We start from the raw sequence: 23,128 nt of genomic DNA, 5'->3' as shown, positions 1-23,128 counted from the left end.
TCCGATCCTTTTGCTCGATTCAAAGCGTTTTATGTCGCGCCGCAATAATTTCGCGCTATACTTTCGAGGAACAACTACCACTCGTTGGCAAAACCAATGTGGGCCTTGCAATTCCTTCAACCTGCGGAACCTGCGATATGCTTTATCAACTACACGAATTGAACCGCTCTTTTTTAACACCAATGACAAATTGGGCGGAAGCGACCTCAAAACTTTTTGCGAATCCGGTCTCACCACTCGCTTACACACCATTTTCTCAACGCGTCGCCGCTGCGTACGAGCTGCTCTATCGGCTTGGTAAAGATTACGAAAAACCTGCGTTTGATATCAAGACAGTCAATGCCGATGGCATGACCTTGGAAGTCGTTGAAGAAATCGAACTTGCCAAACCTTTTTGTAATTTGCTCCGCTTCAGAAAGGTGACGCCAGCAGGCACCCGCAAAACAAAGGCAAATCAAGGTAAGAAGATCCTCATTGTCGCGCCATTGTCTGGGCATCACGCGACTTTGCTGCGAGATACTGTCAAGAGTCTCCTACCGTCACATGACGTCTACATCACTGATTGGATCGACGCACGGATGGTTCCTCTTTCTGAAGGACCATTCCATTTGCACGATTACATCTACTACGTACAAGAATTCATCCGTCACCTCGCGCCTGACCTTCATGTCATCTCAGTATGCCAACCAACAGTCCCTGTATTGGCAGCAATTTCACTGATGGCAACCGACAAGGATCCAGCGCTGCCAAAGAGTATGACGATGATGGGCGGCCCGATCGATCCCCGTAGGTCGCCAACTCAGGTAAATACTTTGGCGACTGAGAAGAAATTTTCATGGTTTGAAAATTCAGTGATTTATAGTGTCCCGGCAAACTATCCGGGCTTTGGTCGCAAAGTCTATCCTGGCTTCTTGCAACATGCTGGGTTCGTTGCGATGAATCCTGATCGCCATGCACAAAGTCATTGGGATTTTTACCAGCACTTAATTCAAGGCGATGATGAGTCTGCCGAACAACATCGCAAATTTTACGATGAATACAATGCGGTACTTGATCTTCCAGCCGAGTACTATCTTGAAACAATCAAAACGGTGTTCCAAGAATTCCGCTTACCGAAGGGTACGTGGGAAGTGCAAGGCAAACTTGTTCGCCCTCAGGACATTACGAGTGTCGCCCTATTTACGGTCGAGGGCGAGCTGGACGACATCTCTGGACCCGGACAGACCCAAGCTGCGCATGATTTATGCTGCAACATCCCAGCATCCATGAAACAAGATTTCGTTACCCCTGGTGCAGGCCACTATGGCATTTTTTCCGGTCGTCGCTGGCGGGAGATTGTCTGCCCAAAAGTGTTGAGCTTCATTGAAGCGAATTCATAAAATTCAAATAACAAAAAGCAATCGTGGGATCAAAATTCTTTGATCCCACGCTTTTTTATTAGCAATCATCCATTCTTCTTTTTGCGAAAAGTACGCTATACTGCCCCTTCGTTTCAGCAGCAAGCCTTGCAGTTTTACCAAGAACCATTCTCGGACACTGATTGATTCATGCAGAAAAAACTCATTGAAAACTTGCGAAGATTAGCATTGAGCGTGGCGTTCATGAGCCTTGCTCAGCTCCCAGCCGTTAACGCAAACGCAGCGGACGACACTTCGACCGAAACCTCCAAGGCGATTTCAGCACTTCGTGATTTACGCGATAAAACGTCGGACTTGACGATGAACGCCATGAGTTTCTTAGGGATTAAATACAAACGCGGTGGCAATACACCGGAAAATGGTCTTGATTGCAGCGGATTTGTTCGCCTGGTGTTTAAAAATACCGACGAAACCGAATTACCACGGACGGCCAAAGAAATTAGTACACAAGGCACTTCTGTCGACGCGAAAGATCTCAAGCCTGGCGATCTAGTTTTCTACAACACCTTGAAGAAGAGTTTCTCGCACGTTGGAATTTATTTGGGCGACAATAAATTCATCCATGCGCCTTCAGCAGGCGGCCGCATTCGTATTGAAAGCATGGATCTCGATTATTGGCGCAAGCGATTCAACGGCGCACGTCGAATCAACGAAGAAAAACCAAACAAATAGACCCAAGCATTACTTGGGTCTGGTTTGGTGCTGAGTTGAGGCTTACCTAGTTGTCAGTTCTTACCTCTGCGCCTCATTTTCCGATAAAAACGGCCACTCCGACCTTGTAAGTCTTATCGCTCTTGTGCGGCTTTAATTTTCTCTTTTAGCTCGGCAATAACCGAAGTAGCAGCACGTTCACCTGCAAGAATTGCCAAATTTCTGGCATTAAAATCACTGCCCTTCATCCCCGGCAACTCAGGTCGTATCACAACATCAGCACCTTTGAGCTCGAAGTGATTCAAACTTTGCCCCATGATCGTAAATGTCTGCAATAACACTTCTAAAGAACCAGAAGGTGCTTGCGAATCGGGTGTCGAGGAGATATTTACTGCGATGACGATATCCGCCCCCATCTCACGTGCGAATCGTACTGGCACAGGCGAGACCAATCCACCATCCACATACTGACGGTCATTGATACGAACTGGCTGAAAAACGCCAGGCACCGAGGATGAGGCTCGCACCGCCATCCCGGTATTCCCACGTTGAAAAAGAATTGGCAAACCTGTGTTGAGATCAGTCGCGACGGCACCAAACGGCTTCTTCAGTTTTTCGATCGGCGCTTGCAAGACCATCTTATTGACATAGTTTTGTAAGGCCTCGCCTTTCAACACACCACTGCTCTTAGAAAAAAATGGCAAAGACCAATCAGAGATCGTGGTCTCGTCCATTTCCAAGGCCATCTTCTGCAAGGTATAACCACTATTTCCGGCTGCATACATTGCGCCGACAACGCTACCCGCGCTTGTCCCCACCACGATATCAGGATAAATCCCTTGAGCCTCGAGTACTTTAATCACACCAATGTGCGCAAACCCACGAGCTGCTCCGCCACCAAGCGCCAACCCAATCTTGATGGGGCGTACAGTTTTCGCTGGCACCGTTTCGTTTTTCACAATCGGCTTAAGATTGGTAACGACTGGAGGAGACGTGGGAGTAGAACAAGCGAGTAATGCCAACACGACAGAGGCATACAAGCAAGAGCGTACAAACAGAGTTTGAGGTGCGCTGCGCATCGAAATTTTCGCTAGAATGAAATAAAGGAATTGCTCGGGGTCGTTTCCTCGGATAAGGAAAGAGTTTTGATTTGGTATGCCAGACGTCGCCACAGCCTGTAAATCTCTAACGACGTCCACATGAATTTTGGCGGAAGCGGTGAGATTCGAACTCACGAAGGGCTCTCACCCTCGCTAGTTTTCAAGACTAGTGCCTTCAACCACTCGGCCACACTTCCAAGACTTGGAATTATAGCGTAGCGATGACTTTTTAGGAAGCGCTTTTCAAAAAAGTTTCTAAATACTTACTTAAATTCACGTCACATTACAAATGGTAAGCGAAAGCCCTTCAACAAACACTCCTGAAATTTTTCTGCATCGAGAGGCTTCGCAAATAGATACCCTTGAATTTCATCACATCCCATTTGCTGCAAAAATGTGAATTGCTCATTGTTCTCTACGCCCTCGGCTACCACTTGGTGACGCATCTTTTTGGCCATACTAATAATCGCACTTGAAATGGCGCAATCATCAATGTCGTCTGGTACGCCTTGTACGAAGCTTCGATCAATCTTCACGCTATCAATTGGGAAACGTTTCAAATACGAGAGGCTCGAAAATCCGGTTCCAAAATCATCAAGCGCTAAGCGCACACCCAGTGCAGAAAGCTTTTTCATAATGGGGATCGCCTCATCCGCGTTCCGCATCAGCATGCTCTCAGTGAGTTCGAGTTCTAACCAATCACCGCATAACGCATATCGATCAAGACAGGCTTTCAATCGAACACACAAATCATTCGTGAACTCTTTGGCAGCGACATTCACGGCAATTCGAAACGGGGCAATTCCTTGGGCCTGCCACATTTTTGCTTGTTGACATGCTGCATCTAGAACCCAAGAATCGATATCAATGATGAGGTTAGTCTCTTCGGCCACTGGAATAAAGTCGGCAGGAGAAATGATGCCCTCGCCTGGCCTTGCCCATCGAATCAAAGCCTCGGCCCCCTTCACTTTACCCGTGTGAATATCAACTTTAGGCTGATATAGAAGATAAAACTCTGACTTCTCAATCGCCCTACGAAGCTTCGCTTCAAGTTCCATCCGACCTGCGATCGAGGCATTCATCTCAGCATCGAAAAATGCGTAATCCCCCACACTTTTCTCCGCTAAACGCTTCGCCCTGAACATCGCGATATCCGCCCTTTGTAGAAGTTGCTCAGCATCTTGTCCGTCCTTGGGGTGCATGCTGATACCAATGCTCGCACTGAGCCGAAGTTCATGACCCTCTACAAAAAAAATCGCCTCAAAACTTTGCAACAATTTTTGCGCAACATGGCCAACATCAAAATGACGTTTTGCGTCGATCACTGCAACTGCAAACTCATCACTGCCCAAGCGCGCGATTACATCCTGTTCGCGCAAAGTCGACTTCAAACGCGCTGCGACTTGCTTCAATAGCTGGTCACCGATGGCGTGCCCTAAAGCTTCATTAATCGGCTTAAATCGATTCAAATCAATAAATAAAACCGATACGCTACTCTCATTTCGAATCGCGTGCTGAATCGCAGTATCAACGAGTTTCTTGAACAGAGTACGGTTCGGGAAGTCAGTTAAAGCATCGTAATACGCAAGATGATTGATTTTTTCTTCGGCACATTTTCTTTGAGTGATATCACTCACATAACCGATCATTGCGATAGGATTTCCTTGTTCGTCAGACAGCGTGGAAAGACTCAAACTCGCCCAAAACACTTCCCCATTCTTCTTGCGACGGCGCACTTCCATTTCACGTCCACCATTCTCTAAAAAATGGTCTCCTAGCAAAATGTCTTCAGCATCTTCTGATTCATAAAGAAAGAGAATGTTTTGTCCAATCGCTTCTGCTGAGGTATAACCGAAGAGTCTTTCAGCGCCCAAATTCCAATTCAAAATGAAACCTGCCAAATCCATCGTAATGACTGACTCATGAATCTGGTCCAATATTTGCGAATGCAGTAAATCAGACTTAACTGCCGCATCAAAGCGCGCATTTAATTTGCACCGAACTTGCAGTAAGCGGGCCGTTAGCGCAGTTAGTTGATTGAATTTTTCAAGCTCACACTCTGAAATCTTCCGGAACGGCGAAGAGAGAACGTAACAATCTTCGGCGCTTACTGGTGCAACAACTGCTCCATCATTTTGTCGTGCAGTCTCAAGAGACTCAAAACGAATTTCGAGTTCATCAAACAAATGCGCCGCTAGGGAGTTGAGTTCTTGGACCATTCGAGAATGGTCTTGCGACAAAATGACTTCGCACAATTGCGCGCCAAGTGAGATATCCGAAAAACGATTCCCGCCACCCGGCATCACAGGTCCTGGCAGACTTGATTGACCCAGGCATAGGCATACACTAGGTTTTCGTAATAAGTGCCAGCATCAATTGACTGTGCGCTCAGACCTTCGACGAGAGACTTCTGGTCCGCGCGATCCGATTTTTCGACAACTGCAAGTAATTGCCCCAATTCACCCTCACGTTCGGTCAATGCAAGCAAAATGGGTTCAGGTAAATTCAAGGGCTTCAGGATTTCCCACAAACTCGAACCGAACAAAAGATCCAGTAAAGAAAACATGCCAACCATAAATGCAGCATCTTGCTCGTCGCGTCCGCCACCACGCTGGCGGCAATAGGCTTCCATCGCACTAGCTCGAAATGCTGCGCGCAACAACAGTGGATTGAGTGAACTTCCTTGCTCATTTTGACGCGCATACAAAAGTAATTGCAGCCATCTTTGCAATTGCCTACGTCCGAGCAAATTGATCGCCTGTACAAAACTACTTACTTTGACCGTTTGGGCAAACGCGGCCGAACTGACGATCTTAAAAAGCATAAATGACAGGCTTGCATCCTGCTTAAAGAGCGCCTCGAGCTCTTTTACATCAGCATCTTGCGCGACTAAATTCAGCAGTTTCAATAATCGCGCTCGGGCGCTCGCGTCAGCGCTTTTTTGCGCGTTATTTGGACTGAAAGCAAAGTCGCCGGAAAATAAGCTAAAGCCTGCTTCTGATGCGGTATGAAGTTGGGCCAGCGTGCCTAAGTTTTTCGCCAAATGTTGATTATTTTGAAGGCTAAACAACCACGCTTGAACATGCGATGGAATGCCCGCATGGCAATCAACCATAATCCCTTTCGTATCAGGCCAAACCAGAGAAGCTTTCGAGCAGAAATCATCAACGATAATTCGCAGCCCCTGATGACAGAAATGATTAAGTTTGGTTTGTATTTCTTGATCTTGTATTGCATGTTCCGGAACTAGCAACATGAGATTTTTCCCCGCCACTCTCTCCGGAAAATCATTCGGCAGAGTGTTGGGATGCTCAATCCTGAGCAACAAAAATAAAGGGGACAGTCGTTCAAAAAAATCTATTTGTTGAAATGCATTCAACAATACCGCATAAGAATCCACCTCTCCACTCGCAAACTGCGGCATTAGGCCGACTAGTTTTTGCTGAGCATTAACTACCGGCAGCAGTGAAACGATAGGAATCATAAGAAGGGCGCTATTCAATATCGCAAAGAAAGTTCTTTATAGCAATTTGTATCCTGATGGTAAGTTGAAAATTACACAATTGCAAGTTTATTTCCCTGTAGTACCCCTATTTTCTTAAAATGTTGCAATCTCAATACATCGATTACAAACCGAAGTTTTGAAACTCACATGCCAAGAAAAATTTGCTGCAAGTCATTCAAGAAGCGCTTTCCGAGCTCGGTGGGTTTGATGCGTAAATGATCAATTTCCAATAAACCTTTTTTTTCCGCCAAAGTTAAACTTGGGTCGATCGAATTGAGGAGTAAACCGGTACGCTCAAAGAACAATTTCGATTCAAATCCATGATTGAGTCGCAGCGCATTCAACATAAATTCAAATGGTAGCTCGTCACGCGCAATCTCATTGTTCTCTTGTATTGCATCGCCACGCAATGCCGAATCAATGTAGGCTCGAGGCTGCTTGTGACGCATCTGGCGAACGATTCGATGTGGAAATGAGAGCTTGGAATGAGCCCCTGCGCCGATTCCCAAGTAATCACCAAAATTCCAATAGTTCAAATTATGGCGAGATTGTTTCCCCTCTTTCGCATAGGCCGACACCTCATAATGTTCATAACCGGCAGCCGCCATGCGCACATGAATCTGGTCTTGCATTTCCGCGCTGAGATCGTCATCCGGAATTTGTGGAGGGTACTTAGCGAAATAAGTATTCGGCTCGAGCGTCAAATGATACAGCGATAGATGTGGCGGCGCGAAACTCAAGGCGGTCTCTAGATCGGTCACGCATTCTTCTAAGGTTTGAGAAGGCAACGCGAACATCAAATCAAGATTAAAGTTATCGAAATATTTTTGTGCGATCTCAATCGCTCGTTGAGCTTCCACTCCATCATGGATCCGTCCCAAGGATTTGAGGTGTTGGCTATTGAAACTCTGAATGCCGATCGATAGGCGATTAATACCGCTGTCGCGATAAGAACGAAACTTCTCCGTCTCGAAAGTACCTGGGTTAGCTTCCATCGTAATTTCAGCCGCACCGTCAATGGGCAACAAGGTGCGCAAATCGGATAAGAGTCGATCAAGTCCTTTTGCCGACATCAAACTTGGCGTCCCCCCCCCAATAAAAATGGTATAGATCTTGCGTCCCCAAATCGCCGGCAAAGCATGTTCAAGATCTGCTCTCAGAGCATCCAAATAGAGTTCTTCATCGAAGCTCGTTTTCACTTCGTGCGAGTTAAAATCGCAATAAGGACACTTCCGTACACACCACGGAAAATGGACATACACAGACAATGGTGGCAGGCTGATTAAGTTCAGCACGCCTTTTTGGAGAAATTGCTGCTGCACTTCGGAAGAGACTTCACTCATACGCGAAGATCGCTGATCCCGTTCCAGTTCTTTATCCTGTGTGGACTGAGCAAGATGATTTGGCTGGGTCGGAATAGGCTTAATTGGAATCATATTTACTTCAGTTTTTGAATCAGTGCTTGCAGTGCTTGTGCTCGATGCGAAATATTATTTTTTTGCTCTGGACTGAGCTCAGCGACGGTTTTTCCGAACTCTGGCAGAAAAAAGTAAGGATCATATCCAAACCCACCATCGCCGCGCGGTTCACTGACAAGCTGACCAAGCCAACGCCCATCGGCTATAACGGGCTGCGGGTCGTTTTCTGAACGCACAAACACTAGCACGCAGTAGTAGTACACAGACTTATCTGCATGTGCACTCAGGTCGGCAATCAGTTTTTGATTATTAGCATGATCGGATTTTGGTTCGCCAGCGTAGCGCGCAGAAAAAACACCTGGGGCACCTCCCAATGCGGAGGCACAAATACCTGAGTCATCCGCCAAGGCTGGCAAGCCCGTCATTTTCGCTGCATGCCGTGCTTTCGCTAGCGCATTTTCAACAAAAGTAAAATACGGTTCTGGGCAATCAGGAACTGCATAATCAGCTTGCGAAACTAGCTCAAAACCGAGCGGAGACAAAATCTGAAAGAACTCTCGAAGCTTTCCTTGATTATTTGAGGCGAGAACAATGCGCTGGCTCATGCAGATATCCCAAGCACGCGTTTTTGCTCGGAAATAATCTGTGCAATGCCATCCTGGGCAAGATCAAGCAACGAGTTCAGAGTCGAACGATCAAAGGCCATACCTTCCGCGGTTCCCTGCACTTCAATAAACTTGCCACTATCTTCCATCACCACATTCATATCGGTGTCGCAATTGGAGTCTTCCAGATAATCGAGATCCAACACTGGTTGCCCATCGTGGACGCCAACCGAGATCGCTGCAACGAACTGTTTGACTGGAATAGAGGTAATTGTTCCGGCCGCCACCATTTTCGCGAAGGCATCATACGCGGCGACCATTGCACCGGAAATGGAGGCGGTGCGCGTCCCACCATCAGCTTGAATAACATCGCAATCCAAATGCAAGGTGCGCTCACCAAAAGCTTCCAAATCAAATGCTGCGCGCAAAGAGCGGCCAATCAAACGTTGAATTTCTTGGGTCCGCCCAGACTGCTTACCTTTAGCGGCTTCTCTATCCATTCGGCTATGTGTTGAACGTGGCAGCATGCCATACTCAGCAGTCAACCAACCTTGCCCTTTGCCCTTCAAAAAGCCAGGTACTTTATCTTCAATACTCGCGGTACAGATGACTTTCGTTTCACCAAATTCAACCAGAACCGATCCCTCAGCATGCTTGGTGAAATGACGCGTGAATCGCACGTCACGAAGTTGATTTGCTACGCGGCCACTTGGGCGATTACTTGTACTCATAAATGCTCAATCACTCTATATCACACTATTTATCATTCTTATTCGTCAAACGCGTTGAATTATGGATCGCGTTACGAATCTCGTTAATGGCTTTTTCAATTTCTTCGTCATTGAAGAGATCTGCCTCTGCATTTTCATCATCGACATCAACAGGTATTTGTATGGTTGTCGCGATCGATCCAATTGGTAGGGTATTGGTTGAGATAATCGATGAATTCTCGAGGATATCGTTACCTTCCCACATCATGGCGAGAGCGGTCGCGTTATCACCTTGGCGGCCTGCAATTTCAACCGCCGTACGAACGAGTTCTGGAATTGCTCGCACAATGGTTTGTTCGTGCAAACGTTGCGCTAAGAGATGGTCAGGTAAGACTCCCCACAAACCATCTGAACAAAGCAAAATCAAATCTCCCGCCTGCAATGAGGCTCGCCGCGAAAGTTCGACGATGGGCGCATGCGGCGCGCCTAAGCAGTTAAATAATTTGTTTCGGTCGGGGTGAGTATTCCGCTCCGACGGATCGACTTTCCCCTGCTCAATCAAAGTTTCAAGCCGCGAGTGATCTTTGGTGCGCATCAAGATGTGACCATCGCGCATCCAATACAGGCGCGAGTCTCCACAATGTGCCCAGTAAGCATTGCCGTTTTGAATTAAGCAAGCGACGATGGTGGTGCGCGGTGTCTCGGGCAAATTCTTCAACTGACGAAAACGATGAATCTCGTTATGCGCGGCCAAAAATCCTTTTTCCAAGAATCGCTCTGGTTTATCGATCATAGGATGAGCCTGTTTCTGAAACAAGCTTCCTATCGTTTGCATCGCAATGGTGGCAGCCATTTCGCCCATGATATGCCCACCCATTCCATCGGCAAGCAAAAGCAAAATCGCATCACGCGTGAAGGAGTAACCCATGCGATCTTGATTGACCTTGCGACCGCCAATGTGGCTCTCTTGATAGACTGAAAATCTCATGAATTAAGTTCTTTCGATGACCAAGAAGATTTACTCAATACTGATACTGCTCAACGTCTCGTCAGATCGTATCTTCTTGGATGGTCGTAAAATCCTTTTCGTCAGAGTCTTTACCCCCACGACCAAACAAGCCCGAAAGTTTCACTTTGGCTTTTTCCATCAAGGTCAGTTCTCGTTGAGGTGGCGACTTCACTGACAAAGCTTTTTGTAAGGCAAACACACTTTGTGGTCGCTCGAGTGGATCTAACTTCAAGCACATCCGCACAACGTCAATCAATTCGGCGGAGTATGTGCCTTCAAGCTTTTTGTAATGCGCTTCCATCTTGTCATTCGTCTTGCGCTGATCTGCGGGCTGCGGTGGAGCCCCAACCATACAAGCGAACATTGATGCGCCGATACTGTAAATATCAGTCCATGGACCAAGATTACTGTTTTTCACATACAACTCTGGTGCAGCAAAGCCTGGTGTATACATCGGATATAGTTTAGGCATATCCGTTTTGAGCGTTTGCCGCGCAGCGCCAAAGTCAAGCAGAATTGGCGTACCGTCCATCCTTAAGTAGATATTCGCTGGTTTCAAATCAAGATGCAGCAGTTTATTAGTATGCACCTCTCGCAAACCGTTCATCACCATATTGAACATTTTGCGGATAAACCTTTCAGAGACCAGAGGCTTCTCACCTTTATCACGACGACGCAAGATATGTTCTTGCAAAGAGCGCCCCGACTCGTATGCCATCACCATGTAGACGGTTTCATTAGCACGAAAGAAATTAATAACGCTAACAACGTTCGGGTGAGCGATCCGTGCCAGTGCTCGGCCTTCTTCAAAAAAGCATTTCAGACCGATACGATAGATCGGAAAGTTTTCCGCAGAAATCGCAGGCACAAGCTCGCCAACTTGTCGCAATGCCAAGGAACTAGGCAAATATTCTTTAATTGCAACAGCATTGCCATCTTCGTCGGTCGCCAAATAGACAATACTGAAGCCACCAGAAGCGATTTTCTTTACAATACGGTATCCGGCAATTTCTAAGCCGTCTGGTAAAGGTGCGTTATTTTGTGCTGCCATATCGAATGTGGTCCTACGATGGTAAATTGCTGATGGAATATACTAAGCATTGTACAGTGTCGACTTTGCCGCATTGAACATTGATGAGCAAATTAATGATTAATGAATCAACAATTCGCATAATCACAACACGGAACAAAGGAAAATAATTGAGTATCTTCAGCATGACTGGTTATGCCACCAGCACCAAAGAAACCGACGCCGGCACGATAACGATAGAAATCAAGAGTGTCAATTCACGCTTTCTTGATCTGCAATTCCGAATCAATGATGAGTTTCGTTCGGTCGAGCCCTTGTTTCGCGATGCGATTAGCAAACGCATTAGTCGTGGCAAAGTTGAATGTCGTTTTAGTTTTGGGAAGAAAATTAACGACAACAAGAACCGATCGCTCAATCTCGACCTACTCGATCAGCTCAAGACTTATCAAGAACAATTACGCTTGCATTTTCCAACTGCGAAAGAACTGAGCGTCAGTGACTTCTTACGTTGGCCAGGAGTCATTGAAGAAGCCGAAATCAACTCAGAAAATTTACAGGAACAAATTCAACAAAGCATCGAAGCGACCTTGAGCGACTTCATTAAGAGTCGGGAACGTGAGGGGGCGGCACTCAGTCAAGTTCTTAATAAATGCATTGACGAGATGGAGTCCATTGTCACAAGAATTACGCCATTACTCCCAGTTGTGTTACAACAATTCCAGCAAAAGTCGATAAATCGATTGGAAGAGGCACTAGGAATTGCATTGAACAAAGCAGATACTGCGCTCCCTAACCTGTCACGCGACGAAGTGATGGATAGAATACGCCAAGAAGTCACTATGTACGGTATCCGCATTGATGTGAATGAAGAGCTTGCACGACTTTCAGGGCATCTAAACGAGACACGTCAAATCATTAAAAAAGGTGGTCAAGTCGGAAAACGCTTAGATTTCATGATGCAAGAATTGAATCGCGAAGCCAATACGCTTGGTTCCAAAGCGGCACTCAAAGAACTCGCCGACGCTTCAATGGAACTCAAACTCCTGATCGAACAAATGCGAGAACAAGTGCAAAATCTCGAATAATCTTCTGCAATTTTTAATGAAATAGCATTGGCCTCGCATTTTGCACCACGAGGCATCAACCCAAGAATCAACCCAAGAATCACCCCAAGAATCACATTACTATGGCAGAAAAAAAACACGTATCAGGTAGCCTTTTTATGGTTTCAGCTCCCTCTGGCGCAGGTAAATCTTCGCTGGTGAACGGACTCCTAAAACTGGAACCAGAGCTCAAGCTATCAATTTCTTTCACAACGCGCCCACCCCGCCCTGGCGAAGAAAATGGTCGCGAGTATCACTTTGTTTCTGCTGATGATTTTTTAGCACGCAAGAATCGAGGCGAGTTTCTCGAGTTTGCCGAAGTGCATGGGAACTACTATGGAACCTCGAAAATTTTGATTCAAGAAGCAATGGCCGCGGGAACCGACATCTTGCTTGAGATTGATTGGCAAGGCGCTCAACAAGTAAAAAAACAATTCCCTTCGGTCGCCAGCATCTTCATCCTACCGCCCTCCATTGAGGCACTAGAGGAACGCCTCAACAAGCGAGGACAGGACTCTCAAGAGGTGATTTCCCGTCGAATTTTGGCGGCTGGCGGCGAAATGGCGCACGCTCCTGACTTCGAATATGTTATTATCAACCAAGATTTTGAAAAAGCCTTGTCCGAATTAGTTGCGATTGTACGAGCAACACGCTGCAGAACCAGTCAGCAAACCGTGCGCAACGCCGCACTCTTCGCCCAACTTGGCATACAAGTCAATCATTAATCGACATTAGTAGAAGGAACAAAAGCATGGCACGCATCACCGTTGAAGATTCATTGAAACAGATTCCAAACCGCTTCCAATTAACTTTGTGTGCGACCTATCGCGCCCGTCAATTGTTGCAAGGTCATACACCAAAAGTTGAAGCAAAAAACAAACCAACTGTGGTCGCTTTGCGTGAAATCGCTGACGGCAAAGTTGGCTTGGAAATGTTGAAAAAAGTCCCTTATTAATTTCAAAACGGACCACAAAGTGAAAAGGTCGGGGACACAGGGATACACTCAGTATGAATTTGCCAGTCGACAAATCGCCCTCCCCTTCCCTCACTGCTCTCGCAGAGCCCCAAGCTTTGCCGAACGCAACGCCAAATAAAAGGCGTCGATCTCCCTCTAAAACACAAGAAGAAGTTCACGCGCCAGCTCCGGCCGTCGCTTCCATCACGGCACTTACCAATCGTCTTTCAGAATACCTATCCGCTAGTGATCTAAAGCTAGTGCGTGAAGCCTATCGCTTTTCTGATGAAATGCACCTAGGCCAGGTTCGCAAATCGGGCGAGCCGTATATTTCACACCCTATTGCGGTAGCTGAGATTTGCGCTGAGTGGAAATTGGATGTGCAAGCGATCATGGCGGCACTCTTGCACGACGTCATGGAAGATCAGGACGTCAAAAAAGAGGAACTCATTGAGCGCTTTGGAGCACCGGTTGCAGCCTTGGTTGATGGTCTCTCGAAGTTAGAAAAAATCGAGTTTCAAAGTCATATCGAAGCGCAGGCGGAAAACTTCCGCAAAATGCTGTTGGCGATGGCCCGCGATGTGCGCGTTATCCTCGTCAAACTCGCAGATCGACTGCACAATATGCGGACCCTGGGTGTCATGTCGCCCGAGAAACAGCGAAGAATCGCGAGTGAAACGATGGAAGTGTACGTACCCATCGCTCATCGCTTAGGCTTAAACAACATCTATCGCGAACTACAAGACCTGTCTTTTGCGCACATCTACCCTATGCGCTACCGCACGCTCTCGAAGGCGATTAAAGCGGCACGTGGCAATCGACGTGAAGTTGTGAATAAAATTATGGCAGCAGTCAAAACGACGCTGCAAGAAGCGGGACTCGAGGCACAGGTCGACGGACGTGAGAAAACCTTGTACGGAATTTATTGCAAAATGAGAGACAAGCAACTGAGTTTCTCACAAGTGCTGGATATTTACGGTTTCCGTATCGTCGTCGATACCTTTAAGAATAGCTATTTTGCCTTGGGCACTTTGCATGCGCTATACAAGCCTATGCCTGGCAAATTTAAGGACTACATTGCGATTCCAAAGTCGAACGGCTACCAATCCTTGCACACTACCTTGATTGGGCCTTACGGTACTCCGGTCGAATTCCAAATTCGTACACAAGAAATGCATCGCGTGGCCGAGTCCGGTGTCGCTGCACATTGGCTCTACAAGAATGAAGCAGGTACCCTTACAGACCTCCAGCAAAGAACGCATGCATGGTTACAGTCATTGCTGGATATCCAAAAACAAACGGGCGATTCTGCAGAGTTTTTGGAGCATGTCAAAGTCGATCTATTCCCCGATAGCGTGTATGTATTCACGCCAAAATCGAAAATCTTTGCCTTGCCGCGTGGTGCCACTGCGCTCGACTTCGCCTATCACATCCATACTGATATCGGCGATCAAGCCATCGCGACCCGCATCAATAATGAGCCGGTTCCGCTACGCACCGAGTTAAAGAATGGTGACATTATTGAGATCATCACTTCGCCAAACTCGCGCCCAACGCCGAATTGGCTGACCTACGTCAGAACTGGCAAAGCACGCTCAGCGATTCGCCATTATCTGCGTACTATTAATCTCAATGAATCGACCGAGCTTGGCAAACAACTTTTAGCGCAAGCCCTCGTATCGGTCCACTTGAATCCAGAGCTTCCAGAGAGTTTGGTCGAAAAATTACTTAACGAATCGAGCGCCAATTCACTTGAAGAATTGCACACCGATATCGGCATTGGCAAACGAATGGCAGCATTGGTCGCGCGCCATATTTTGGATTTAGTGGAAAACGATTCGCCATCAATTCCTTTCCAACATCTCGGTGACGAAAAATCCAACAAACCTGATCCTGTGATGATTTATGGGACTGAGGGTGTGTCGGTGCAATTAGCAACATGTTGCCTGCCAATTCCAGGCGACGAAATTTTAGGTCAACTCAAACGAGATCAAGGATTGATCGTCCATATGGCCGACTGCAAGAATGCTAAACGCATGCAGGTTAAGGAGCCTGATCGTTGGATTGATGTGCGCTGGGGTGAAGATATCAATCGCCGCTTTGATTGCCGTATCTCTGTGTTAGTCAACAACGAGCGCGGGGCCTTAGCGCGCATCGCCGCTGAAATTGGCGAGGCCGACGCCAACATTAGTCACGTGAATATGGAAGATGGCGAGTCGAAGGATATGACCAAGATTTTCTTCACGATCCAGATCGACGGTCGCGTGCACCTAGCCAAAATTATTCGCAACGTAAAACATCTCAACGGTGTCAGTAAGATTCGACGCGAATACGCGAATTAGTTTTAAACGCAAAGCCTACTTCAGCTGCGTTCTTGAACTTCCATAAGCTTAACTTGCATCAGCTTGATTTGTTTGGGCTCGGATATTCAACATCCAAAATGGTGAGCTCTTTCTCACCTTCCGGCGTGCGCAAATGAACCACGTCATCGATTTTTGCCTTCGTAAGCGCTCGTGCCACCGGAGAAATCCAACTGATCTTACCCTTTAGCGGGTCAAACTCGTCGACACCAACGATGCGTACGCGTTTAATCTCACCCTTCTCATCTTCATACTCCACGGTCGCACCAAAAAATACTTGATCCGAACCGAAATGCACACTTGGATCGACGACTTCAGCAATATCCAAACGTTTCGTCAGAAAACGAATGCGACGGTCGATCTCGCGGAGACGCCGCTTACCATAGATGTAGTCACCATTCTCCGAGCGGTCACCATTCGAGGCAGCCCAAGAAACAATTTTTACCACCTCCGGACGCTCATTGTCGATCAAATTAAGCAGTTCGGTTTTCATGCGAAGATGACCTTCTGGGGTCATGTAATTTTTTGTTCCTGCGGGTATCGCTGGGGCACCTGATTCCTCATCGTCATCTTCCGCTGCCATTTCTTTTACAAACGCTTTGCTCATTCCTAACCTCTGATTCGTTTACTAGGCACATGAATCACATTTTATCGTATCCAATTCGCAACCTCTATGTACAGAATGCAATATTTCCTCGAACACACTTTATTTCCAGAATGCATCATGCAATAATTCAAACAGGTATTTCTGATGAAAGCGGCGAGTCGAAGGCAAACTCTTCACCCTCGCTTTTCCTCATTCAGAGTAAGATGAAATGGTTCTATGAGAACTTCACTCTGCGCAATGTGAGCACAGATGGGATAGATAATGACCGATTCCAATAGCACCAAATTAATGATTGTCGACGCGCATCCTGTCGTTCGCGCAGGCATTCGACACATCGTCAAGAACGTTCCGCAAATTGAAGTTGTTGCAGAAGCCAGTACAGGTCAAGAAGCTATCAAGCTGGCAAGACAAATTGAGACTCGCATCATTCTGATCGAAATTGCGCTCAACGATCGCAATGGCATTGATGTACTGAAGCAGATCAAAAGGGAATTCCCGCAGGTCGGTATTCTTGTTTTCTCTTCGCACAGAGAAGATCAATATGCAATCCGATCACTTAAAGCCGGCGCTTCAGGCTTCCTGAGTAAGTCAAGTTCCGAATTTGAAATCTTACATGCTATCCACCAAGTCGCCTCGGGATTGAAGTTCATTAGTCCCGAATTAGCACAAGAGATGGCTAATAATCTCAATCAAGAGCATGAAGGCGAGCCGCACAAACTTCTTTCTGATCGAGAATACCAAACCATGATCATGATAGCCTCAGGTAAAAGTGTTAGCGATATTGCCAAAGAACTCTCTCTTTCTGTCAAAACGATCAGTGAGTATCGCTCTAGAATTTTGATCAAGATGCGATTACGACACAATGCAGAACTGACGCACTATGCGATTAAGAATCAACTGGTAGAATGATTTGATCGTGCTTGTATTGCGTCCATCCCATTGGGTTCGTCTCGTTTAGCTTTTCTGCAGAGAGTTTGTTATGGCCGAAACACCTAATTCCGCAACTCCGAAAAACCCAACAGATATTGCCCGTGAAACGTTTAAACGTTTAGCGATCGAACGTATTGCTCCGACGCCTGACGCATATCGCAAACTCTATTTCGAAATCGCAGGGATCGTTGAAACGGTCGAAACCAACAAGCCCGAATTAATTCAGCCGAAATCGATTGACGATATACTTCCCTCCGAGGCTGAATCACTCCTCACAAATTTTGCCAGATCTCTACAGAAGTCGAGTGGTGAACTCGCCGACTTCGGACATCGTTTTTTGCGCGCAGTCCGTGCTCAAAATTGGGAAGACTACAGTAAAGGACTCAACGAGCTAGCGGGCAAAGTCAATACAAAATCTGCTGGCAATACGATCAGCTTGGTTGATCCTTTACCCGCAACAGTGAACGCCCTACCGCAACGAGTGTCCTTGGTGGATGACAATCCTGTCGGCGATCAAAGTCAGAGTATTCTGCGCGATATGTTATTTCGCACCTTGACGATGGCAGTATCGTCACTACTCAAATCGACCCCTAACCTCGCCGCTGAATCAGAATCCATCGGTGAAGCGATCAAAGCGGCGCGCAATGAGAATGAACTGAATACCATATCTGGAAAACTAAAACATCTTTGCTTTCAGATCGAACTCAAGAGCGGTGATACAGCTGAACAACAAGAACTCTTGCTTAGACTATTTTCACTGCTATTAGAAAATGTGCGCGAGCTTCTCGATGACGACAACTGGCTGCGCGGACAAATTGAAGTTGTGCAAAATCTCATCGCCGGCCCGATCGATCATCGCGCTTTACAAGAGGCCACTCGAAGTCTGAAGGATGTCATCTACAAACAAGGTGCGTTAAAACACAGCATCGCCGAATCAAAAACTTCGGTAAAGAATATGATGGCGGCCTTCATTGATCGTCTCGATGTCATGACGCATACCACCGAAAACTACCAACACAAGATCGACAGCTATTCACACCAAATTAGTCGCACACGCGATGTCACAGAACTCGAGAAAATTCTCCAAGCCGTTTTATCCGAAACCCAGACAGTACAGTCCGAAGCGAGCCGCTCACAGGCCATCATGATGGCCGCGCAAAAAGAGGTCAAAGAAGCGGAAATTCGGATTAAGGAACTCGAAGACAAATTGACGCAAATGAGTGAGCTGGTACGGGAAGATCAACTCACTGGCAGTCTCAATCGACGTGGTCTCGATGATGTATTTGAACGTGAAGCGGATCGTGCCGATCGCCGCGGAACGCCAATGTGCGCAGCCATGCTCGATCTGGATAACTTCAAAAAACTCAACGATACGCATGGACACGCCGCTGGCGATGAGGCCTTGATCCACGTGGTTCGTATCGTCAAGCAAACGCTACGATCAATCGATGTGATTGCCCGCTATGGAGGTGAAGAATTCCTGATTGTCATGCCAGAGACGAGCCTTGATGAAGCCGCTAAGGCTATGACCAGAGTGCAGCGCGAATTGACCACCCATTTTTTCACGGCCAACGATCAACGCCTCTTCATCACTTTTAGCGCAGGCGTCGCATTACGTGCGCCTCACGAATCACAGGAATCCGTTTTAAAACGAGCCGATAAAGCGATGTATGAGGCGAAGACTTCGGGTAAAAATAAAGTGGTGATTGCCAACTAAACATCGAGGTTCGACTGGTTATTATCAGTGCCAACCACCGCAGTTTGATCTACCCAAAGCAGAGAAATAGTATTCAAGTTGCTAGGAAATTCTTCGCAAGAAGCCATCTGGAGCGACTGTGATCTGCAATTTATTCTGCATTGCCTTATCAATTTCAAACTCAGGATGGTCGCGCAGATATGCATGTACTGCAGTCTTGGGATTATCACCTGGCTTCCATGGTCGATTATCAAAAACATCAGCTGGCACATCTTCTACGAAAGTGTCGAAGACCACGCAATAACTATCTTTGCTGACCAACGGTGCGTAGGCATTTAGCTCCGCTAAGACATGTTCGTGGGTGTGATTCGAGTCGAGGAAAACCAAGACCTTCTTTTTACCTTGAGCCAATTCGTGGACTTTACTTACCACTTCAGAGGAGACGCTCGAGCCTTCAAGTAAAACGATACGCTTCGACATTGGATGCTGCAAGATCGCTTCACGGTTATGGGATCTAATATCAATATCAATACCGATAACAGTCGCATCCGGATTACCACCACAAGCTGCATTCAACTCAAGAAGAGAAGACGAGAATAAAATCGAACCGCCATGAGCAATCCCCGTTTCAATAATGAGATCGGGTTGCACATTCCAGATAATCTCCTGCATCGCGATCATATCAATCGGATTCTGGATAATCGGGCGGCCGAGCCACGAAAAATTGTAGACATACTGCTTACGCATACTCTGCTCCAACCACTCCAGCGACTGCTTTTGAAAAGCAAGATCCTGACCTAGGCGCTCAATTCTTTCATTGCGCTCATTCTCAAACTGTGTAATTGGATTCATGTGCATTCACCGTTTCGTTGATAAAGTATGGGGAGATCATTCAGCAAATCAGAGCTACTTGTTTTCAAAACTCTTTTAATCTTACTCGTATCTATAATAGGAAAAACAATTTCTTCGCCTTGCGGCTCAAAACTACAACGGACACCGAATTTTTCGAAGGCTACTGCAAGCTCGCGATTACTTATATTGATGCCGCTCGCCAAATTCGTAATGCCAACTAGTTCTGGGTTCGTCGCGAGTTCAGGCAAAGCGCGAACCACATCATCAATGTGCACAAAATCTTTGCTCGAAGAAGGTGAACTCCTGAAGCGAACCTGCCCGGTTTGTTTCGCTTCTGCGATCAGTTCTCCTAAAAAATTTCGAGATGACATTTCATGGCCATACACATTCGATAGGCGTGCGATTCTCGCATCTCGTCCGGAATTCAGGCATAAACTCTCGCCCAACAATTTTGAAAGGTTATACAAATCCCCAGACACATTTGGACACACAATTAAGGCGTTGCTCTCCGTTGTTCTTTCACTGCCTTGATAAACTCGCGTACTCGATAGATAAATCAAGCTTTTGAAGCGCGCTCTCTTGAGAATCTCTGCCAAATGCGACACATGCGCATCGACTGTCTCAAAAGGATGATTCCTAAAATTTGCCGTCAATCCAGCGCAATAAAATACGACACCAAGATCTTGGCTAAACAATGCTGGATCACCTCGTGTAGGCAAATACAAATCCCAACCAGTACGATGCAGTGCATTTGCGAGATGCTTTCCAACATACCCAGTTGCACCGACAATGGTTCCAAGCTGACGCTTATTCATTCGCGCCGTCCAATCAGCTTTAATGGGTTGCCGACGTTGATAGAGTATGCTTCGACTTCCCCCCGCACGACTGCGCCCGCTCCGATGACACACCCTCGTCGTAAAATTGCACCATCTAAAATGACGCAGTTTGCCCCGATCCACACGTCATCCTCAATCAAGATTCCCCCCTTACTTGGTAAAAAACCTTGCTGATTAATCGGTATATGTTTGTCTTTGAAAGCATGATTCACCGGCGCAAATGTGCAATTAGCTGCAATCGCAACATCCTCGCCGATGGTAATACCGTTGCCGGTGTACAGTACACAGCCTGAATTAATCACACTTCGCGCGCCGATCTTCAAATCCCCGATGCCGCCTGCGGGTTTAACCTTCACGAAGCTGTCTATCACCACTTTTGCGCTGATTTGAATAGTGGTCCCCCTCACGGAGTCCTCAATATCTGCGAGCGACGAGACCTTCGCTGTTGCATGAATTTCGATCATTCATCCACCTCAAATTTCCCGTAAATGAGGCACGGCCAAGACAAACTTCGCGCCCCAACTCCGAATGAACGCCATCTCATCACAGATCTCATTCTCAAGATTCCATGGCAAAATCAGAACGCGATCTGGTCGCTCCATCTCAATCGCCTCAGGTTTCTCAATACGAATTCGGCTCCCAGGCAAAAATCGAGTTTGTTTTTGCGGATTCTTATCGACCACAAAAGAAAGAAGATCGTGACGAATACCCGCAAAGTTCAGCAATGTATTCCCCTTCGCTGCCGCGCCATAAGCAGCGACTTTCAGGCCTTGAGATTTACAGTCGATTAAATATCTGATGAGTGCATTCTTTACTCCCTCAGCGGCAGCTTGAAAATCTTGGTAAAAATGCGCTGTATGGATGCCAGCACTGCGTTCGAGTTCCAATACTCTTTCGACGGAATCTGCCAACGGCTGCACATATGATTTTTGCGCGTACACACGAAGGCTACCGCCATGGGTTGATAGCTCTTCAACGTCAAATACATTCAATCCATTTGCACTGAAAATATTTTGAACAGCACTGAGGGATAGGTAAGAAAAGTGCTCGTGATAAACCGTATCAAACTGATTGAAACGAACCAAATTTAACAAATGGGGAAACTCAAAAGTGACGACGCCATTCTCCTTCAGTAAGACAGCGAAGCCAGCAACAAAATCATTAATATCAGGGACATGAGCCAACACGTTGTTTGCAACCATTAAATCAGCTTGTAGCCCCCGCCCTGCAAGTTCACGAGCACTCGCAACTCCAAAGAAGACTGATTCAACACGTATCCCTTTTGCACGCGCCGCCTGTGCTGTACTTTCTGTGGGTTCGATTCCTAAACACGGGATATTCCGTTGCTGAACATATTGAAGAAGATAACCGTCATTCGCCGCTACTTCGACCACGAGACTTTCTTGATCTAGCGCGAAACGTTCACATACCGCACTGACATATTTTCTAGCATGCTCTAACCAAGAGCTCGAATATGAACTGAAATAAGCATAATCCTCAGAAAACAAAAGTTCTCGTCGAGTAAAGTCCTCAGTCTGTACCAAATAACACTGATCGCAAAATAGCAATCTTAGTGGGAAATAAAGCTCAGGTTCTGATAGCTGTTCCAACGACAAATACGAATTCGATGGTGGCGCAGTTCCCAGATCGAGGCATGAAGCATGAAGCTCATTAGCGCAATGGCGGCATTTCACGTCATACTCCTTCAAATGATGGCGTCAGATAAGCGAACTCAAGATCACGCTCTGAACGTTGAGTGATCTCAAGTGGCCAAACTAAATTTAAGCGAGGGTCACTGGCATTAATTCCATCCTCATGAGATTTCATATAAGGCTGATTGTGGCAATAAAGCATGTCGACTTGTTCCGTCAGTGTTTGAAAACCATGAGCGCAACCGGGTGGTATCAGCAAAGCATTGGCCTCATGTGGCGATAATTTCACTGCGAAATGCTGTAAAAAAGACGGTGATCCTCGACGCAAGTCGAGCGCCACATCCCATACTTCACCAACTAAGCAACTGACTAATTTGTATTCGCTAAAAGGTGCTCGCTGAAAATGCATACCGCGTACAGTCCCCTTTCCTCGGGTGACACTATGGTTAACCTGAACCACGTCGCTAGTCCATCCGAATGAGGCCAGCAAATCTTTGTCATACATACGCTCAAACATCCCTCGTTGATCTCCACGTTGAATGCGTTTCACGACCATCACACCTGCAATCGGAGTTGGAGTGCAAAACAAAGAGGCTTGAGCAACTGTCATTTTTCTAGGATTCTCACAAACTTTATTTACTATTTCTACGACTTTTACGACTTCTAGGATTTCCACGAATTTTCATAGCGA

The 23,128-nt window shown here is 46.6% G+C and carries 22 protein-coding genes and 1 tRNA gene; 8 read left to right on the top strand and 15 right to left on the bottom strand.

Annotation, left to right across the window (positions count from 1 at the left end):
* Nucleotides 1–137 precede the first annotated feature (137 nt).
* Together RF679_RS08200 and RF679_RS08195 are read left to right on the top strand one after the other, a co-directional pair.
* Complete coding sequence (locus RF679_RS08200) at nt 138–1,379, top strand: polyhydroxyalkanoate depolymerase (protein WP_309483724.1); 1,242 nt, start codon at nt 138–140, stop codon at nt 1,377–1,379.
* A 222-nt stretch (nt 1,380–1,601) separates the two neighbouring features.
* Entirely contained in the window at nt 1,602–2,090 is a 489-nt protein-coding gene (locus tag RF679_RS08195; protein WP_309483723.1) for a C40 family peptidase, read from the top strand.
* Between the two features lie 113 nt (nt 2,091–2,203).
* Here RF679_RS08195 and RF679_RS08190 read toward each other — a convergent pair whose 3' ends face one another.
* The 9 genes from RF679_RS08190 to RF679_RS08150 all read right to left on the bottom strand — a co-directional run bounded on the left by RF679_RS08190 (nt 2,204) and on the right by RF679_RS08150 (nt 11,467).
* Nucleotides 2,204–3,148, bottom strand: coding sequence for a patatin-like phospholipase family protein (locus RF679_RS08190; protein ID WP_373921762.1), 945 nt, complete (start codon nt 3,146–3,148; stop codon nt 2,204–2,206).
* A 128-nt stretch (nt 3,149–3,276) separates the two neighbouring features.
* Nucleotides 3,277–3,366: transfer RNA gene (locus tag RF679_RS08185), tRNA-Ser, on the bottom strand.
* A gap of 81 nt (nt 3,367–3,447) precedes the next feature.
* Nucleotides 3,448–5,388: a putative bifunctional diguanylate cyclase/phosphodiesterase gene (locus RF679_RS08180; RefSeq protein ID WP_309483721.1), complete on the bottom strand. Its 1,941-nt coding sequence runs from the start codon at nt 5,386–5,388 to the stop codon at nt 3,448–3,450.
* Between the two features lie 83 nt (nt 5,389–5,471).
* Nucleotides 5,472–6,653, bottom strand: a complete 1,182-nt coding sequence (locus RF679_RS08175) for an EAL and HDOD domain-containing protein (RefSeq protein ID WP_309483720.1) — start codon at nt 6,651–6,653, stop codon at nt 5,472–5,474.
* Nucleotides 6,654–6,817: 164 nt separating this feature from the next.
* Nucleotides 6,818–8,017: a radical SAM family heme chaperone HemW gene (gene hemW / locus RF679_RS08170; RefSeq protein WP_309483989.1), complete on the bottom strand. Its 1,200-nt coding sequence runs from the start codon at nt 8,015–8,017 to the stop codon at nt 6,818–6,820.
* A 95-nt stretch (nt 8,018–8,112) separates the two neighbouring features.
* Nucleotides 8,113–8,697 carry an RdgB/HAM1 family non-canonical purine NTP pyrophosphatase gene (rdgB, locus tag RF679_RS08165; protein ID WP_309483719.1) on the bottom strand — a complete coding sequence of 195 codons (585 nt, stop codon included), beginning with the start codon at nt 8,695–8,697 and terminating at the stop codon, nt 8,113–8,115.
* Nucleotides 8,694–9,428, bottom strand: coding sequence for a ribonuclease PH (rph, locus tag RF679_RS08160; RefSeq protein ID WP_309483718.1), 735 nt, complete (start codon nt 9,426–9,428; stop codon nt 8,694–8,696). The genes rdgB and rph overlap by 4 nt, the downstream gene beginning before the upstream one ends.
* Before the next feature lie 25 nt (nt 9,429–9,453).
* Nucleotides 9,454–10,395 (bottom strand): PP2C family protein-serine/threonine phosphatase, encoded by a 942-nt coding sequence (locus RF679_RS08155; protein ID WP_309483717.1) that lies wholly within the window; start codon nt 10,393–10,395, stop codon nt 9,454–9,456.
* 61 nt (nt 10,396–10,456) lie between these two features.
* Nucleotides 10,457–11,467 (bottom strand): serine/threonine protein kinase, encoded by a 1,011-nt coding sequence (locus RF679_RS08150; RefSeq protein ID WP_309483716.1) that lies wholly within the window; start codon nt 11,465–11,467, stop codon nt 10,457–10,459.
* A gap of 164 nt (nt 11,468–11,631) precedes the next feature.
* On the opposite strand from RF679_RS08150, the gene RF679_RS08145 reads away from it, so the two are divergent.
* From RF679_RS08145 to RF679_RS08130, 4 genes are all read left to right on the top strand, one after another.
* The gene (locus tag RF679_RS08145) at nt 11,632–12,531 is read left to right on the top strand and encodes a YicC/YloC family endoribonuclease (protein ID WP_309483988.1); all 900 of its coding nucleotides are present in this window, start codon (nt 11,632–11,634) and stop codon (nt 12,529–12,531) included.
* Between the two features lie 101 nt (nt 12,532–12,632).
* Nucleotides 12,633–13,274: a guanylate kinase gene (gene gmk / locus RF679_RS08140; RefSeq protein ID WP_309483715.1), complete on the top strand. Its 642-nt coding sequence runs from the start codon at nt 12,633–12,635 to the stop codon at nt 13,272–13,274.
* Nucleotides 13,275–13,300: 26 nt separating this feature from the next.
* Complete coding sequence (gene rpoZ, locus RF679_RS08135; RefSeq protein WP_309483714.1) at nt 13,301–13,504, top strand: DNA-directed RNA polymerase subunit omega; 204 nt, start codon at nt 13,301–13,303, stop codon at nt 13,502–13,504.
* Nucleotides 13,505–13,557: 53 nt separating this feature from the next.
* Nucleotides 13,558–15,846 (top strand): RelA/SpoT family protein, encoded by a 2,289-nt coding sequence (locus tag RF679_RS08130; RefSeq protein ID WP_309483713.1) that lies wholly within the window; start codon nt 13,558–13,560, stop codon nt 15,844–15,846.
* Nucleotides 15,847–15,904: 58 nt separating this feature from the next.
* On the opposite strand, the gene greB is transcribed toward RF679_RS08130, so the two are convergent.
* Nucleotides 15,905–16,471, bottom strand: coding sequence for a transcription elongation factor GreB (greB, locus tag RF679_RS08125; RefSeq protein WP_309483712.1), 567 nt, complete (start codon nt 16,469–16,471; stop codon nt 15,905–15,907).
* A gap of 261 nt (nt 16,472–16,732) precedes the next feature.
* On the opposite strand from greB, the gene RF679_RS08120 reads away from it, so the two are divergent.
* Nucleotides 16,733–17,380 (top strand): response regulator transcription factor, encoded by a 648-nt coding sequence (locus RF679_RS08120; RefSeq protein WP_309483711.1) that lies wholly within the window; start codon nt 16,733–16,735, stop codon nt 17,378–17,380.
* Between the two features lie 70 nt (nt 17,381–17,450).
* The gene (locus RF679_RS08115; protein WP_309483710.1) at nt 17,451–19,118 is read left to right on the top strand and encodes a GGDEF domain-containing protein; all 1,668 of its coding nucleotides are present in this window, start codon (nt 17,451–17,453) and stop codon (nt 19,116–19,118) included.
* An 81-nt stretch (nt 19,119–19,199) separates the two neighbouring features.
* Here RF679_RS08115 and RF679_RS08110 read toward each other — a convergent pair whose 3' ends face one another.
* From RF679_RS08110 to RF679_RS08090, 5 genes are read right to left on the bottom strand one after another with little or no spacing between them, the layout of a single operon-like run.
* Entirely contained in the window at nt 19,200–19,949 is a 750-nt protein-coding gene (locus tag RF679_RS08110) for a cephalosporin hydroxylase family protein (protein WP_309483709.1), read from the bottom strand.
* Nucleotides 19,946–20,764 carry an NAD-dependent epimerase/dehydratase family protein gene (locus RF679_RS08105; RefSeq protein ID WP_309483708.1) on the bottom strand — a complete coding sequence of 273 codons (819 nt, stop codon included), beginning with the start codon at nt 20,762–20,764 and terminating at the stop codon, nt 19,946–19,948. The genes RF679_RS08110 and RF679_RS08105 overlap by 4 nt, the downstream gene beginning before the upstream one ends.
* Nucleotides 20,761–21,249, bottom strand: a complete 489-nt coding sequence (locus RF679_RS08100) for an acyltransferase (protein WP_309483707.1) — start codon at nt 21,247–21,249, stop codon at nt 20,761–20,763. The genes RF679_RS08105 and RF679_RS08100 overlap by 4 nt, the downstream gene beginning before the upstream one ends.
* 9 nt (nt 21,250–21,258) lie before the next feature.
* The gene (locus RF679_RS08095) at nt 21,259–22,479 is read right to left on the bottom strand and encodes a class I SAM-dependent methyltransferase (protein WP_309483706.1); all 1,221 of its coding nucleotides are present in this window, start codon (nt 22,477–22,479) and stop codon (nt 21,259–21,261) included.
* A gap of 1 nt (nt 22,480) precedes the next feature.
* The gene (locus RF679_RS08090) at nt 22,481–23,047 is read right to left on the bottom strand and encodes a dTDP-4-dehydrorhamnose 3,5-epimerase family protein (protein ID WP_309483705.1); all 567 of its coding nucleotides are present in this window, start codon (nt 23,045–23,047) and stop codon (nt 22,481–22,483) included.
* Nucleotides 23,048–23,128 lie beyond the last annotated feature (81 nt).

Origin of the sequence: Undibacterium cyanobacteriorum (assembly GCF_031326225.1) — a bacterium.
Classification (GTDB): Bacteria; Pseudomonadota; Gammaproteobacteria; order Burkholderiales; family Burkholderiaceae_D; genus Undibacterium; species Undibacterium cyanobacteriorum.
Note: the sequence above shows the minus strand (reverse complement) of the source record. Positions and strands in the feature narration are given on the sequence as shown.

Bases quoted from the DNA above. Each gene is read 5' to 3' on its own strand.
- RF679_RS08200 (WP_309483724.1), top strand. From the start codon at position 138: ATGCTTTATCAACTACACGAATTGAACCGCTCTTTTTTAACACCAATG.
- RF679_RS08195 (WP_309483723.1), top strand. From the start codon at position 1,602: ATGAGCCTTGCTCAGCTCCCAGCCGTTAACGCAAACGCAGCGGACGAC.
- RF679_RS08190 (WP_373921762.1), bottom strand. From the start codon at position 3,148: ATGCGCAGCGCACCTCAAACTCTGTTTGTACGCTCTTGCTTGTATGCC.
- RF679_RS08180 (WP_309483721.1), bottom strand. From the start codon at position 5,388: ATGGTCCAAGAACTCAACTCCCTAGCGGCGCATTTGTTTGATGAACTC.
- RF679_RS08175 (WP_309483720.1), bottom strand. From the start codon at position 6,653: ATGATTCCTATCGTTTCACTGCTGCCGGTAGTTAATGCTCAGCAAAAA.
- hemW (WP_309483989.1), bottom strand. From the start codon at position 8,017: ATGAGTGAAGTCTCTTCCGAAGTGCAGCAGCAATTTCTCCAAAAAGGC.
- rdgB (WP_309483719.1), bottom strand. From the start codon at position 8,697: ATGAGCCAGCGCATTGTTCTCGCCTCAAATAATCAAGGAAAGCTTCGA.
- rph (WP_309483718.1), bottom strand. From the start codon at position 9,428: ATGAGTACAAGTAATCGCCCAAGTGGCCGCGTAGCAAATCAACTTCGT.
- RF679_RS08155 (WP_309483717.1), bottom strand. From the start codon at position 10,395: ATGAGATTTTCAGTCTATCAAGAGAGCCACATTGGCGGTCGCAAGGTC.
- RF679_RS08150 (WP_309483716.1), bottom strand. From the start codon at position 11,467: ATGGCAGCACAAAATAACGCACCTTTACCAGACGGCTTAGAAATTGCC.
- RF679_RS08145 (WP_309483988.1), top strand. From the start codon at position 11,632: ATGACTGGTTATGCCACCAGCACCAAAGAAACCGACGCCGGCACGATA.
- gmk (WP_309483715.1), top strand. From the start codon at position 12,633: ATGGCAGAAAAAAAACACGTATCAGGTAGCCTTTTTATGGTTTCAGCT.
- rpoZ (WP_309483714.1), top strand. From the start codon at position 13,301: ATGGCACGCATCACCGTTGAAGATTCATTGAAACAGATTCCAAACCGC.
- RF679_RS08130 (WP_309483713.1), top strand. From the start codon at position 13,558: ATGAATTTGCCAGTCGACAAATCGCCCTCCCCTTCCCTCACTGCTCTC.
- greB (WP_309483712.1), bottom strand. From the start codon at position 16,471: ATGAGCAAAGCGTTTGTAAAAGAAATGGCAGCGGAAGATGACGATGAG.
- RF679_RS08120 (WP_309483711.1), top strand. From the start codon at position 16,733: ATGACCGATTCCAATAGCACCAAATTAATGATTGTCGACGCGCATCCT.
- RF679_RS08115 (WP_309483710.1), top strand. From the start codon at position 17,451: ATGGCCGAAACACCTAATTCCGCAACTCCGAAAAACCCAACAGATATT.
- RF679_RS08110 (WP_309483709.1), bottom strand. From the start codon at position 19,949: ATGAATCCAATTACACAGTTTGAGAATGAGCGCAATGAAAGAATTGAG.
- RF679_RS08105 (WP_309483708.1), bottom strand. From the start codon at position 20,764: ATGAATAAGCGTCAGCTTGGAACCATTGTCGGTGCAACTGGGTATGTT.
- RF679_RS08100 (WP_309483707.1), bottom strand. From the start codon at position 21,249: ATGATCGAAATTCATGCAACAGCGAAGGTCTCGTCGCTCGCAGATATT.
- RF679_RS08090 (WP_309483705.1), bottom strand. From the start codon at position 23,047: ATGACAGTTGCTCAAGCCTCTTTGTTTTGCACTCCAACTCCGATTGCA.